Source organism: Bacillus sp. ZY-1-1, assembly GCF_003047165.1.
Classification (GTDB): Bacteria; Bacillota; Bacilli; order Bacillales; family Bacillaceae; genus Bacillus; species Bacillus velezensis.
Genome location: NZ_CP027061.1, coordinates 3007019 through 3020278, shown reverse-complemented (window position 1 = coordinate 3020278; position 13260 = coordinate 3007019). Strand labels below are relative to the sequence as shown.

Genomic DNA, 13260 nt, shown 5'->3' with positions numbered 1-13260 from the left:
CGGGTTCTTTTGTCTGTTTTTCGCAATTGTTTGTCAATTGGAGAGTCCGGCCGGCATAAGATAAAAATAAATCTTTTCGCCGGACTTGTTTCATAAACAGGACCAAGCCGGAATACACATGTAAAACGACCATAACGGTTAAGGAGGGGAATTCATGTCCCGTAATGACAGCGGAAATTTTTTGATTTCAGAGGAAGACTGGTCCCTCCATCGCAAAGGCTTTGACGACCAGCAGCGCCACCAAAAGAAAGTGCAGGAAGCGATAAAAAACAACCTTCCGGACCTTGTCACTGAGGAAAGCATTATTATGTCCAACGGAAAAGATGTTGTGAAAATCCCGATTCGTTCGCTTGATGAATATAAAATCCGTTATAACTATGATAAAAATAAACATGTCGGCCAAGGCGACGGCGACAGCGAAGTCGGCGATGTCGTCGCAAGAGACGGCGCAGATAAAAAGCAGGGCGCCGGAAAAGGCCAGGGAGCAGGCGATCAGGCAGGCGAGGATTATTATGAAGCGGAAGTTTCATTGATGGATCTGGAAGAAGCGCTGTTTCAGGAATTAGAACTGCCTAATCTGCAGCAAAAGGAAAGGGACAATATCGTCCATACCGATATCGAGTTCAATGATATCCGGAAAACCGGGCTGACAGGGAATATCGATAAGAAAAGGACGATGCTGTCGGCCTATAAACGAAACGCCATGACAGGCAAGCCGTCGTTTTACCCTATTTATCCGGAAGATCTGAAATACAAAACATGGAATGATGTGACGAAGCCGGAATCGAAAGCTGTCGTTTTAGCCATGATGGATACAAGCGGTTCGATGGGCGTATGGGAAAAGTATATGGCGAGGAGCTTCTTTTTTTGGATGACACGATTTTTACGGACAAAGTATGAAACGGTTGATATCGAATTTATCGCCCACCATACGGAAGCGAAGGTTGTGTCGGAAGAAGATTTTTTCTCGAAAGGCGAGAGCGGAGGCACCATCTGTTCCTCCGTTTACCGGAAGTCTCTTGAATTAATTGATGAAAAATATGACCCCGCCCGCTACAACATCTATCCGTTTCATTTTTCAGACGGGGATAACCTGACTTCGGATAACGCCCGGTGCGTAAAGCTCGTCAATGACATCATGAAAAAATCGAATCTGTTCTGTTACGGTGAGGTCAATCAATATAACAGGCATTCCACCCTCATGTCCGCCTATAAAAATGTCAAAGATGATAAATTTAAATACTACATCCTGAAACAGAAATCGGACGTATTTCAAGCGCTGAAAAGCTTTTTTAAAAATGAGGAAGCCGGTATAAGCAAAGCATCGTATTAAATATAAAGCCGAGTGAAGAATCGTGCGGCCGCGGTTCTTCACCCGGCTTTTTTAAATTAAAAATAAAGAGAAAAAACGGCATAAAAAAAATCCTTAAAAAATGAAACTTTTCTCTTTACAAACCTTCTTTCATTTATTAATATTTTATCTTGTGAACTATTATTAAGGGAATGAGGTGAAAATACGGTGATTGAATCAGAGCTCGCTTTGCTCAGTTTTGAACAACTGTTTGATACTTCCAGATCGATTTACAAAAAGCAGAAAATGATTCTGGAGACAGTGCTTGAACCTTTTGATATTACAGTGCTGCAGTATCTGCTGATGTTCAAAATACATAAGAGCAAAAGCACGCAGCTTTCAAGGCTGGCTTTGTCGCTTGATCTGAAACCGGCGTCTGTCACGAGAATGACCGATATTCTGTATAAGCGCCGCCTAATGGTTCGGAGCGACTATCACGACGACCGGCGTGTTGTTATGATTCAGTTAACCGAAGAGGGGGAAGAACTTCTAAAGAAAGCTGCTGTTCAATATGCCGAAAAAGCGGCGGTCTTATACCGGCAGCTCAATACCGCTGAACTGCAGTACCTGCGCAAGCTTGCGGAAAGTTTAACGAAGCTTGCAAACGGCTGTGCAGTGAAAAACGGAAAATAAAAAAATCCCCACATATTTTTATCATCATTCCACAAAATGATAGAGGAAGAAACGAAAGGAGAAAACAAAATGAACAGAGGACGTTTAATTCTGACCAACATTATCGGTTTGATTGTTGTTCTTGCAATTATAGGCGGAGGTGCTTACTACTATTATCAAAGCACACACTATGTAAAAACCGATGAAGCGAAAGTTGCCGGCGACATGGCTGCTATCACAGCTCCTGCTGCGGGTAAAGTAACTGACTGGAACCTTGATGAGGGGAAAGAAGTAAGCAAAAACGACGTTGTTGCAAAAATTAAAGGACAGCAAAATGCTGACGTAAAAGCCATCATGGATGGAACAATCGTGAAAAACGAAGTGAAAAACGGCCAAATGGTGCAAGCCGGTACGACAATTGCCCAGGAAATTGACATGAAACACCTTTACATCACTGCAAACATTAAAGAAACAGACATTAGAGACATTGAAGTAGGAAACAAAGTAGACGTAATTGTTGACGGCGATCCTAATACAACATTTGACGGAACAGTAGAAGAAATCGGTTATGCGACAAATTCAACATTTGATATGCTGCCTTCTTCAAACTCAAGCGGCAACTACACTAAAGTAACGCAAAAAGTTCCTGTTAAAATTTCACTCAGCAACCCATCTGACAAGGTGCTTCCTGGTATGAACGCATCTGTAAAAATCTCTGAATAATACAGATCAGTCATCAAACCATGAAGGGAGGTTGTCTTAGGTGGCTAAATCAGATAATCAAGTAAAAAGTCCTAAAACATTGCTTATTGTGCTTATGGCCGGGTTATTCCTGGCGATCTTGAACCAAACGCTTCTTAACGTGGCGATGCCGCACTTAATGACCGAGTTCGGTGTGAGTGCGACGACGATTCAGTGGCTTACGACCGGATACATGCTGGTCAACGGTGTTTTGATTCCGTTATCTGCGTTCTTAATCACCCGGTTCGGACAGAGAAGCCTCTTTCTCGTAGCCATGTTCTGTTTTACAGCGGGAACGTTAGTCTGCGGAATCGCGCCTAACTTCTCAACCATGCTGATCGGCCGGTTAATTCAGGCGGTCGGCGGCGGTATCCTGCAGCCGCTGGTCATGACAACCATTCTGCTTATTTTCCCGCCTGAAAGCAGGGGGAAAGGAATGGGGATTTTCGGTCTTGCGATGATGTTTGCTCCGGCGGTCGGACCGACTTTATCCGGCTGGATCATCGAGCATTACACATGGCGCATTATGTTCTACGGCCTTGTTCCGATCGGGGCAATCGTTATTATCATAGCGTTTTTCCTCTTTAAGAACTTGGTGGAACCGCAAAAAATCAAACTCGACAGCTTGGGTGCGATTCTATCTATTGTCGGATTCGCCTCATTGCTTTACGGAGTCAGTGAAGCGGGCAGCGACGGCTGGGGAGATCCGATCGTGCTGTCTACCGTCATTGTCGGTGTCATCGCGATTGCCGCGTTTGTCATTCAGCAATTGCGCTCTGAAAAACCGATGCTTGACTTCCGGGTATTTAAATATGATATTTTCTCACTTTCCAGTGTCATTAATATCATTATTACCGTTGCGCTTTACACAGGAATGTTCCTGCTTCCGATTTACCTGCAGAACTTAGTCGGCTTTACGGCGCTGCAATCGGGTCTCTTGCTATTGCCGGGCGCGATTGTCATGCTGATCATGTCGCCGATTTCCGGTATTCTGTTTGACAAAATCGGTCCGAGACCGCTTGCAATTATCGGGCTGGTCATCACGGTCGCAACGACATTCCAGTACACAAAATTGACAATTGACACACCTTACACGCACATCATGCTTGTCTATGCCATCCGCGCATTCGGTATGTCACTGTTAATGATGCCTGTTATGACAGCCGGAATGAACCAGCTTCCGGCACGGTTGAACAGCCACGGCACGGCGATGAGCAACACGCTCCGCCAGATCAGCGGATCAATCGGAACAAGTTTGATCACAACGATTTATACGAACCGTACGACAATGCATTATTCGCAGATTGCGGATAAAACAAGCACGGCTGATCCAAGCTTCATGCAGTCGTTCCAAAGCGCGGTTTCGAATTTAATGGTCAACATGAACATGTCGCTTGATGCGGCGAAACAAACCGTTTATTCATATCTCTACAAAACAGCTTCACTTAATTCCAACGTTATGGGGATTAATGACGCGTTTATGTGGGCGACGATCTTTGCGGTTATCGGCGTAGTCCTGAGCCTGTTCTTGCGTGACGTACGGAAAGACAAACAGCGGGCGAAGAAAAAAGAGGAGCTGTCATTGCTTCCGGCCCCTAAAGAAGTGAAGGAATCTTAATCATCTGAATGGGAGGTTTCCTGAATGAAAATTTACGTAGTGTACGATAGTGAAGGCGAACACACAAAACATCTTGCTGAAGCCATTGCCGAAGGCGCACGAGAAAACGCTGAGGCTGAAGTCCTGATCGACCATGTCGATCAAGCAGACATCCGCAAGCTGAAAGACATGGATGCCATTATCTGGGGATGCCCGGGTCACTTTGGCACCATCAGTTCAGGCTTAAAAGCGTGGATCGACAGGCTCGGCTATCTGTGGGCTGAAGGCGAGCTGATTGATAAAGTCGGCGCTGTATTCTGTACGACGGCGACAACACACGGCGGATTAGAAATGACCATGCACAATCTGATCACTCCTATGTTTCACCAAGGCATGATTGTTGTCGGTCTTCCCGGCAACGTTCCTGAAAACGCGCTGTACGGCTCTTACTACGGCGCGGGCGTCACATGCCCGGTTGACAGCGATGTGCTGATGACGGAAGAAGGCCTTCAATTAGGCCGTGCGCTTGGCAGACGTGTCAGCCAGGTCACTGGTAATCTAACTGCCGGACGACAGTAAGGAGAGGGTTATATGGCCATTATTATAGCGGTTATTGCTGCTGTCATTGTGATTGCACTTCTTATCACATTCAATGTCCGCAGCACTTCTGCAGGACAGGATGTCAAAGAAGAAAAGAGAGAAGCGATCGGCACTACAGCCGAACAGCCGGAAAAGCATGATCCGGCCGAGGAGCGCTCAGCCGAGCATGCTCCCGTCGTTGTAAAATCTGAATCTCCCCGTGAGAAAAAGAATACAATGGGCGATGATGTGTACCGTCAGGCGCTTCAGAAGTTTAAGACTTCTGAGACGGATCAGGAACCAAACGATCCTGATAGCGGCGGCAAAATGCAGGATAGCAGCTATCGTGATGCGCTGCTCTCCTTAAAAAACAAAAAGAAGTAATTTAAAAGGCAAATCCGCGTAAGAGCGGATTTGTCTTTTTTTATTGAAGATATTGTAATACGTGATGATCTAGTGTACTATGTTACTCATACACTTGATCCGAATGGAGAGAGAAAGAATGACATCGTTTTTAGGTTTGCTGAAAAAAGATGCGAAAGTTTCATGGATTTGGCTCGCGGTGTGGCTTTGCGGCATGATTTGCTGGGCGTTTGCAGCCCACGTCATCGCTGCCCGTCAGAAAGAACCGCTCGTCATTTTCGGCTTTTTTACGGCAATGGGGTTTTTTCAATTTCTTGTAGCGCCGCTTTTTATGTATTATCACCTTCATAAAGAAGGAAAAAACCAGCTGTGGCTTTACAATCCGAATGGGGGATTTTATCTGCTGGCTTCCAAGCTGACGGCCTCACTGCTGTATCAGTTGATCGGGCAGCTGGCGCTGACCGGTTACGGCATTTGGATGTACCGGATGCTTTCTGCAAAAGGAGTGCTGGAACACACCATTCCCCTGGCCGGCACATTAACCGGGCTGAATGCTTACCTGCTGATCAGTTCAGCGTACTTATCTGTGATCGTGGCCGTATTTTGGACTGTTTTTCACTCATTAAAACATTTTCCCGTCCTCCGTTGGGGGATCTGCATCGTGCTTGCGTTTGTCTGGACCTATATTGACGATAAAATCATTACGCCTTTCACTTCATCTCAACATGATTTATGGCCGGTAAAAGTGTATGCGAATTTTCATTTTCATTATACGAAATTGTCCGGATGGACGATGGAGCTGAAAGCCGTCCACATTTCGCTTTTCAGCTTTCTGGCAGTGATCGTGCTTGCAGCGCTCTGTCTCGCGCTGGCCTCTATGCTGCTGAATCGAAAGGTTGAGGTGTAATGATGGAGAATGAATTTCAGTCATCCAAGCCGATTTATCTGCAGATTGCCGATCGTATATATTACCGGCTGATCCGAAGTGAGCTTTCACCGGGGGACAAACTGCCGTCCGTAAGGGAGATGGCCGTACAGATGAAAGTGAATCCGAACACGATACAAAGAACGTACAGTGAAATGGAAAGGCTGGGAATCGTGGAGACGAGAAGAGGACAGGGAACCTTTATAGCGGAAAGATCCGATCTGAAAGCAGAGCTGAAAGACAGGCTGACAAAAGACGTTTTCAAACGCTTTATTCAGGAAATGGCGGAGCTGGGGTTATCTCCTGAGGAAATGCTCGAGGGGATCAAACAATATGCGGAGGAAGCAAACGATGAATCTTGATTTTAAACGCGTAACAAAAAAATACGGCCGCAGGATCGCGGTCAGCGATGTATCATTTTCATTGTCTCCGGGTAAAATCTACGGAATTTTAGGGCCGAACGGAAGCGGTAAATCAACAACGCTTAAAATGCTTGCAGGGCTTGCTTTTCCGACATCGGGCGCCGTCCGGATGGGAGAGTGCAAAGTAAGCAGGAACATGCTGTTTCGTACGGCTTATTTAACCGAACATGATATGTTTTCCGCCCGGACGACCGTCGGTGATATGCTCACGTTTTATCATTCGCAATTCCCGGATTTTCAGCTGGAAAAAGCACATAACCTATTAGCGGAAATGAATCTTTCAGCGAAGCAGAAGATAAAAGAGCTGTCCAAAGGCAGCCGGGGCAGGCTGAAAATCGTTTTGGCCCTGTCGAGAAAAGCATCGGTCATTCTGCTGGATGAGCCGTTTTCAGGTCTTGATCCGGCGGTCAGGGAGTCGATTGTCAACAGTCTCGTATCTTATATTGATTTTGACAGCCAGATCGTCGTCATCGCCACGCATGAGATCGGCGAGATTGAGACGCTGTTAGACGAAGTGATGGTTTTCATAAAAGGGAAAATCGCTGAACGGCGCGAGGTCGAAGAAATTCGGGAACAGGAAGGAATGTCCGTGCTGCAATGGTATAGAAACGTCATGCAGGCGCACGAAATAGAAGGGGGATTCTAATTGGAAACGGTATTAGAACTGCAACAGGTAAAGAAAACGATAAAAGGACGAACGATTATTCATGATCTGAGCTTCTCCGTCCGGGCGGGCGAAGTGTTTGGATTTTTAGGGCCGAACGGAGCGGGGAAAACCACTACGATCAGAATGATGGTCGGATTAATGAAACTGTCTCAGGGAGACATCGTAATCTGCGGGGAATCCATTACGAAAAACTATGCAAAAGCGGTCAGGCACGTCGGAGCCATCGTGGAAAACCCGGAGCTGTACAAATTCCTGAGCGGCTATAAAAATTTACAGCAGTACGCAAGGATGGTAAAAGGCGTTACGAAAGAAAAAATAGATGAGGTCATCGAGCTCGTCGGGTTGCAGGACAGAATACATGACAAAGTAAAAACCTACTCTCTCGGAATGAGACAGCGTCTCGGCCTCGCCCAAAGCCTGCTGCATAATCCTAAGGTGCTGATTCTGGATGAGCCGACAAACGGCCTCGATCCCGCCGGCATCAGAGAAATCAGGGACCATCTGAAAAAGCTGACACGTGAAAAAGGAATGGCTGTCATCGTCTCAAGCCATCTTCTGTCAGAAATGGAGCTAATGTGCGATCGAATCGGCATTCTGCAAAAAGGAGAGCTTGTCGATATTCAAAAAGTAAGGGATGAAGGAAAAGAGGATAAAGATACATACTTCTTCCATATTGAACAAAGAGAAGAGGCTCTTGCCGTTTTGAGTCAGTTTGACTGTGTGAAGAAGACAAACGGCATTGAGATCCAGCTGTCCAAACAGGAAGTGCCTGATGTGATATCACTGCTCGTCCGTGAAAACATCCGCTTATATGAAGTGAAAATCATGACAAAATCTTTGGAAGACCGTTTCTTGGAAATTACCGGCGGGACGAAAGAGGAGGTTCAATATGTTTAAGCTGATCTATAATGAATGGATTAAAATTTTCTGCCGCGTCGGGACGTGGGCTATGATTGTGATTTTAGGCGTTTCGATGATCGGTTTTGCGCTTCTGTCAAACCATTTCACCTCGAGCGAAGCCAATCCGAATTGGAAACAGGAGCTCCAGGCTGAAAACAAAGAAATGAAACAGCAGATGAAGGAAACCGGAAATCAGACGCTCATTGATAACCTGAAACAGAATGTCGCGATAAATCAATACCGTATGGATCATAACATCCCCGAGGATACAGGGTACACAGTGTGGTCATACGTAGCTGATTCTTCGATGATGACTGTTTTGACCGGGCTGTTTACGATTATCATTGCCGCAGGCATCGTGGCGAATGAGTTCAACTGGGGGACGATCAAGCTGCTGGCCATCCGTCCGCTCAGCCGTTTTCAGATTTTGCTATCTAAATATATGACAGTGCTGCTGTTCGGACTGCTGATGCTTGTGATTTTATTTGCCGGCTCCGCTCTGTTGGGATTGGTCTTTTTCGGTACAGGCGGAGATACTGCGGCTGATGTTCATCTCGTATACAAAGACGGCCATGTTTTTGAGCAAAATATCATCGCTTTCCTCGCTAAAACATATGTCTATGAATCTGTCTCCGCTTTTATGCTTGCGACGATGGCGTTTATGCTGTCTGCGGTATTCCGGAACAGCTCATTAGCGGTCGGATTTTCTATTTTTCTATTGGTTATGGGGAACACGGCGACGGTATTTCTTGCTGCGAAATTTGAATGGACCAAATATATTTTATTTGCGAACACGGATTTGTCGCAATATATGAACGGGGCTCCTTTAGTAGAGGGGATGACGATGACATTTTCGGTTGTGATGCTTGTGATTTACTTCGTTATTTTTCTGGCGCTTGCATTCGGCGTATTCTTAAAACGGGATATTGCCACCTGATATAAAAAAGCTGTTTTGCCTTTGCAAAACAGCTTTTCGTTTTAGATGAAAAAAAACCTGCCGGCGTACACCGGCAGGTTTTTTAAACAATTTATGCTTTTGTTACGTTAGCAGCTTGTGGTCCGCGGTTTCCTTCAACGATTTCGAAAGAAACAGATTGGCCTTCTTCTAAAGTTTTGAAGCCTTCGCCTTGAATAGCAGAGAAGTGAACGAATACATCGTCTTGACCTTCTACTTCGATGAATCCGAATCCTTTTTCAGAGTTGAACCATTTTACTTTACCTTCTAACATGAAATTTCCTCCTAAAGCGACAAACGCTTAAATTCACTATTCTTGCTCTAAAACAAACTTCCAAGACGAAAACTCTTACAAAACTTTCTTCTTAAAGATAGTTCGAACAAAAATAATTACCTTTACTCTACCAGTAATCCGAAGAAAAAACAACTGCTAAATGTAACTTTTTTCGAAATAACATGTTTTAAGAGGAAAACGCTCTGATACGGAAATCTGATTTGAGACCAGAACAGCCCATTTGCAGCTGATAAAAACCGCTTTGCAGCCTCTTAAGGAAGCAATTGACAACCCTTTTTTTAATCGGTATTGTATGTAATCATGAGCCCGAATACCATGGTGCAGCTTCTGTACATAAAAATAGATAGGGAGTAGGTCAACTTGAATCTGCGGCTTATAAACAGTCTGTTTCTTTTCATTTTGATCATGTCACTTACTTCATGCAATTATCCTGACGGGAACCGGACCATTACTATCGGAATCAATGAATCTGATCAATCGATCTGGGAGTTTGTCGCGAAAAAAGCCGGTGAGGAAGGATTGCAGCTTTCTTTGGTAACGTTTTCGGATTATGCTGAGGCCGATTTGGCACTTGCCGGCGGGGATCTCGACGCCAATGCGTTTCAATCCGTTACTAATTTTAAATCTTTGCCGCCTCACGTGAAAAAGAAGCTGGCTCCTTTAGGAACGACATATGCGGCATCGCTGGGGGTGTATTCCAAGCAACATAAACGGCTGAAGGATATACCGGACGGAGCGGTCATTGCCGTGCCTGATGAAGCGGCGGCCTTCGGCAGGGCGCTTTTTCTCATGCAGGAGGCCGGACTGATTACATTGAAAAAGGGATTCAGCGGTACGGGGTCAACGGATATGATCAAGGACAACCCGAAGCATCTGACCTTAAAAACGGAAACAAAAAAGAACGCCTATCAGGCGGCGGAACATGCTGACGCAGCAGTTCTCAGTCAAAGCGAGGCGAAAAAAGCAGGATTTCATGCGGAGAAGGACGCGCTGATCCGATCGGCGCAAATGAAGGAAGCGTATATTCATCTGATCGCCGTCAGAGCTGAGGATAAAGATGATGAACGGACGCAAAAACTCCTGTCTTTGTATCAATCAGATGATACCGCGGCGTTGATTGAAAAAGAATATGAGGGCAGCCTGATTCCCGTTTTCCTGAGGGGCGGCTTTCTCACTGAAAAGAAAGAATGATTTCCTCTTCGGGCGATCATTCTTTTTTTTCAGTGCTGCACACTTGATTGCGCCCTGATGTTTTCGCTTTGTACAGCATCCGGTCCGCGATCAGGGGCAATGTCTGAGGGTCCGGTGTATTTGTCGGATAATGCGCGATGCCGAGGGAAACGGTCACGGGAATTGTATCTCCGCTCGTCAGCAGAATCGGGTTCGCGTCAATCGTGTGCCTGATTTCCTCTGCGAGGTGAAGCCCTTTTGTATACGTGCAATTGGGCATAAGCACGGCAAATTCTTCCCCGCCGATGCGGGCTGACGTATGAGAACTGCTGAGTAAGAACCTCAGGCGCGCCCCCAGTTCCTTCAGCACTTGGTCCCCTTCATAATGGCCGTATTGATCATTGATCTGCTTAAAGTGATCAATATCCAAATAAATAAGCGCGAGCTGAGACGAGGGGGATTGAGACGTCCGATCGTACAGAACGCGCGAGACTTCCTCGAATTTTCTCTTATTAAAAATTCCCGTCAGAAAATCATAATTCGCTTGAAACTTGTATTGCTTGAACAAAACGCGGGCATCGGCTTCGTGTTTGATGATATACAGTGACAGCATTCCGCCCAAGATGGAAATGAGCCAATAATAAACGAGGGCCCCGGCAGGCTGTTCAGGCATAAGAAACAGCAGCGTCAAGGTGAAAATAACATTTGAAAAAAGCAGCATAACGAACGCCATTTTATGATCCGGCTTTTTTCCTCTGAGGACGGCCGCAGAAAGTATCGCAATAACCCCGACGGCGGCGATGGAAAAAATGGCGCTTGCATTGAAATTGATCAGGATACGGCCTGCGACGATAATCGCAAAGGCGGCTGCCGTAGACACCCAGCCTCCGTAAAGAGCGGCGATGATAATGGGGATATTTCTGAGATCAATGATGGAATCGGAGTAAGAAAAGCCGAAAGCAATCAGAAAAACCCCTAAAAGCCCGCAGACCGTCCCCTTCAGTAATTGAAACATCGGACGGTCTTCTTTATACGAAAGCGACTCTTTAAAAAGAAGGGTGAACAGATAATTAAATGTGATTAAAATCGTTAAATTAAGAAACAGTTCCTTCAGCATAACAATCACCCTTATATAAGTTACTAGAGAAAGGGTGGAAAGAAAAGAGAAAAATCAATAAAAATACATATATTGTCAATTCTTACTTGACCGATCGGAATTGATATAATATAGTGTTAAAGGATAATGAGCAAGGGAGTGTTTACCTGTTTTGGAGAATTTATTTGTAGTCTTACATGTTTTTATTATGCTTTTGCTTATAGCAGGTCTGTTTGTCATGCAAAAAAAACACGTTTCCTTTTCTAAACGTGTCTTTACCGCGCTCGGACTAGGCATTGTATTCGGTTTTGCACTGCAATTGATTTACGGGCCGGCATCACATATCGTGACACAAACGGCCGATTGGTTTAATATCGCCGGCGGCGGTTATGTCAAATTGCTTCAGATGATCGTCATGCCGCTAGTCTTTATTTCTATTCTCGGCGCATTTACGAAGCTGAAACTGACCCATAACATCGGGAAAATCAGCGGACTGATCATCGGAATTTTGATCGCCACGACAGCAATTGCCGCGGCAGTCGGAATTGTTTCGGCGCTTTCCTTTGATCTGAAAGCCGTCCATATCGACCAGGGAAGCACCGAGTTATCAAGAGGCCAGGAGCTGCAGCAAAAATCTGAGGATATGACGGCCAAAACGCTGCCTCAGCAAATCGTTGAGCTTCTGCCGGGAAATCCGTTTCTTGATTTCACGGGAGCCAGACCGACTTCCACCATCGGAGTCGTTATTTTCGCCGCTTTCCTCGGCATCGCTTTTCTGGGCGTGAAACGGAAGCAGCCGGAGCACGCTGCGACGTTCAGCGGAATTGTCGATGCGGTATACGCGATTATTATGCGTGTCGTGACGTTAATTTTAAGATTGACGCCTTACGGGGTATTGGCGATTATGACAAAGACGATCGCGACAAGCGACATCGACAGCATTGCGAAACTGGGGATGTTTGTGATCGCTTCATACGCCGCGCTTATCGTCATGTTTATCATTCACCTGCTGCTGATTACGTTCAGCGGTTTAAATCCGATCACATACGTGAAAAAAGCATTTCCTGTCATGGTGTTTGCGTTTACGTCCCGTTCAAGCGCAGGGGCTTTGCCGCTTAATATTAAAACGCAAAAAAGCATGGGCGTCCCTGAAGGAATTGCGAACTTCGCCGGTTCATTCGGTTTATCGATCGGTCAAAACGGCTGTGCCGGCATTTACCCGGCGATGCTCGCGATGATGATTGCGCCGACAGTAGGGCAAAACCCGTTTGAACCGGGATTTATCATCTCCGTCATCGCCATCGTGGCAATCAGTTCATTCGGTGTAGCAGGCGTGGGGGGCGGCGCGACATTTGCGGCTCTGCTCGTCCTATCCGCTTTGAACATGCCTGTCGCGCTTGCCGGGCTGCTCATTTCAATTGAGCCGTTAATTGACATGGGGCGTACCGCCTTAAATGTCAGCGGCAGTATGACCGCAGGGCTGTTAACAAGTAAAATGACGAAGGAAACCGATACCGCGGTGTACAATGATTCCTCAATCGTCATTGAAGCTGAAGAAGCTTAATAAAAAAGCAGATAGCGCTAAAA

The 13260-nt window shown here is 45.8% G+C and carries 15 protein-coding genes; 13 read left to right on the top strand and 2 right to left on the bottom strand.

What is annotated here, in order from left to right; genetic code table 11:
• The first annotated feature begins 154 nt into the window (after positions 1-154).
• From yhbH to C5I45_RS14945, 11 genes are all read left to right on the top strand, one after another.
• Positions 155-1333 carry a sporulation protein YhbH gene (yhbH, locus tag C5I45_RS14995; protein WP_014417268.1) on the top strand — a complete coding sequence of 393 codons (1179 nt, stop codon included), beginning with the start codon at positions 155-157 and terminating at the stop codon, positions 1331-1333.
• Positions 1334-1519: 186 nt separating this feature from the next.
• Positions 1520-1984, top strand: coding sequence for a MarR family transcriptional regulator (locus C5I45_RS14990; protein WP_003155389.1), 465 nt, complete (start codon positions 1520-1522; stop codon positions 1982-1984).
• A gap of 36 nt (positions 1985-2020) precedes the next feature.
• Entirely contained in the window at positions 2021-2686 is a 666-nt protein-coding gene (locus tag C5I45_RS14985) for an HlyD family secretion protein (protein WP_007610259.1), read from the top strand.
• Between the two features lie 40 nt (positions 2687-2726).
• Positions 2727-4322 (top strand): MFS transporter, encoded by a 1596-nt coding sequence (locus C5I45_RS14980; RefSeq protein ID WP_003155387.1) that lies wholly within the window; start codon positions 2727-2729, stop codon positions 4320-4322.
• Positions 4323-4346: 24 nt separating this feature from the next.
• Positions 4347-4880 (top strand): NAD(P)H-dependent oxidoreductase, encoded by a 534-nt coding sequence (locus C5I45_RS14975; protein WP_003155386.1) that lies wholly within the window; start codon positions 4347-4349, stop codon positions 4878-4880.
• Between the two features lie 12 nt (positions 4881-4892).
• On the top strand, positions 4893-5264 hold the full coding sequence (locus C5I45_RS14970; protein WP_003155385.1) for a hypothetical protein: 372 nt from the start codon (positions 4893-4895) through the stop codon (positions 5262-5264).
• A 118-nt stretch (positions 5265-5382) separates the two neighbouring features.
• A complete protein-coding gene (locus tag C5I45_RS14965) occupies positions 5383-6150 on the top strand; it encodes a hypothetical protein (protein ID WP_052585588.1) in 768 nt (255 codons plus the stop codon).
• Positions 6151-6152: 2 nt separating this feature from the next.
• A complete protein-coding gene (locus tag C5I45_RS14960) occupies positions 6153-6530 on the top strand; it encodes a GntR family transcriptional regulator (protein ID WP_014304684.1) in 378 nt (125 codons plus the stop codon).
• Entirely contained in the window at positions 6520-7236 is a 717-nt protein-coding gene (locus C5I45_RS14955) for an ATP-binding cassette domain-containing protein (protein ID WP_107994477.1), read from the top strand. Before C5I45_RS14960 ends, C5I45_RS14955 begins: the two co-directional genes overlap by 11 nt.
• Positions 7237-8154 (top strand): ABC transporter ATP-binding protein, encoded by a 918-nt coding sequence (locus C5I45_RS14950; protein ID WP_003155379.1) that lies wholly within the window; start codon positions 7237-7239, stop codon positions 8152-8154.
• On the top strand, positions 8147-9094 hold the full coding sequence (locus C5I45_RS14945) for an ABC transporter permease (RefSeq protein WP_107994476.1): 948 nt from the start codon (positions 8147-8149) through the stop codon (positions 9092-9094). Before C5I45_RS14950 ends, C5I45_RS14945 begins: the two co-directional genes overlap by 8 nt.
• A 91-nt stretch (positions 9095-9185) precedes the next feature.
• Here the strand turns inward: C5I45_RS14945 and cspB are convergent, their stop codons facing one another.
• On the bottom strand, positions 9186-9386 hold the full coding sequence (gene cspB, locus C5I45_RS14940) for a cold shock-like protein CspB (protein ID WP_003155376.1): 201 nt from the start codon (positions 9384-9386) through the stop codon (positions 9186-9188).
• Between the two features lie 381 nt (positions 9387-9767).
• On the opposite strand from cspB, the gene C5I45_RS14930 reads away from it, so the two are divergent.
• Positions 9768-10598, top strand: coding sequence for a MetQ/NlpA family ABC transporter substrate-binding protein (locus tag C5I45_RS14930; RefSeq protein WP_107994475.1), 831 nt, complete (start codon positions 9768-9770; stop codon positions 10596-10598).
• A gap of 16 nt (positions 10599-10614) precedes the next feature.
• Here C5I45_RS14930 and C5I45_RS14925 read toward each other — a convergent pair whose 3' ends face one another.
• On the bottom strand, positions 10615-11694 hold the full coding sequence (locus C5I45_RS14925; protein WP_003155367.1) for a GGDEF domain-containing protein: 1080 nt from the start codon (positions 11692-11694) through the stop codon (positions 10615-10617).
• A 151-nt stretch (positions 11695-11845) separates the two neighbouring features.
• On the opposite strand from C5I45_RS14925, the gene C5I45_RS14920 reads away from it, so the two are divergent.
• The gene (locus C5I45_RS14920; protein WP_003155366.1) at positions 11846-13237 is read left to right on the top strand and encodes an L-cystine transporter; all 1392 of its coding nucleotides are present in this window, start codon (positions 11846-11848) and stop codon (positions 13235-13237) included.
• Positions 13238-13260 lie beyond the last annotated feature (23 nt).

Coding starts and splice junctions, on each gene's coding strand:
- yhbH (WP_014417268.1), top strand. CDS start 155: ATGTCCCGTAATGACAGCGGAAATTTTTTGATTTCAGAGGAAGACTGG.
- C5I45_RS14985 (WP_007610259.1), top strand. CDS start 2,021: ATGATAGAGGAAGAAACGAAAGGAGAAAACAAAATGAACAGAGGACGT.
- C5I45_RS14975 (WP_003155386.1), top strand. CDS start 4,347: ATGAAAATTTACGTAGTGTACGATAGTGAAGGCGAACACACAAAACAT.
- C5I45_RS14970 (WP_003155385.1), top strand. CDS start 4,893: ATGGCCATTATTATAGCGGTTATTGCTGCTGTCATTGTGATTGCACTT.
- C5I45_RS14965 (WP_052585588.1), top strand. CDS start 5,383: ATGACATCGTTTTTAGGTTTGCTGAAAAAAGATGCGAAAGTTTCATGG.
- C5I45_RS14960 (WP_014304684.1), top strand. CDS start 6,153: ATGGAGAATGAATTTCAGTCATCCAAGCCGATTTATCTGCAGATTGCC.
- C5I45_RS14955 (WP_107994477.1), top strand. CDS start 6,520: ATGAATCTTGATTTTAAACGCGTAACAAAAAAATACGGCCGCAGGATC.
- C5I45_RS14945 (WP_107994476.1), top strand. CDS start 8,147: ATGTTTAAGCTGATCTATAATGAATGGATTAAAATTTTCTGCCGCGTC.
- cspB (WP_003155376.1), bottom strand. CDS start 9,386: ATGTTAGAAGGTAAAGTAAAATGGTTCAACTCTGAAAAAGGATTCGGA.
- C5I45_RS14925 (WP_003155367.1), bottom strand. CDS start 11,694: ATGCTGAAGGAACTGTTTCTTAATTTAACGATTTTAATCACATTTAAT.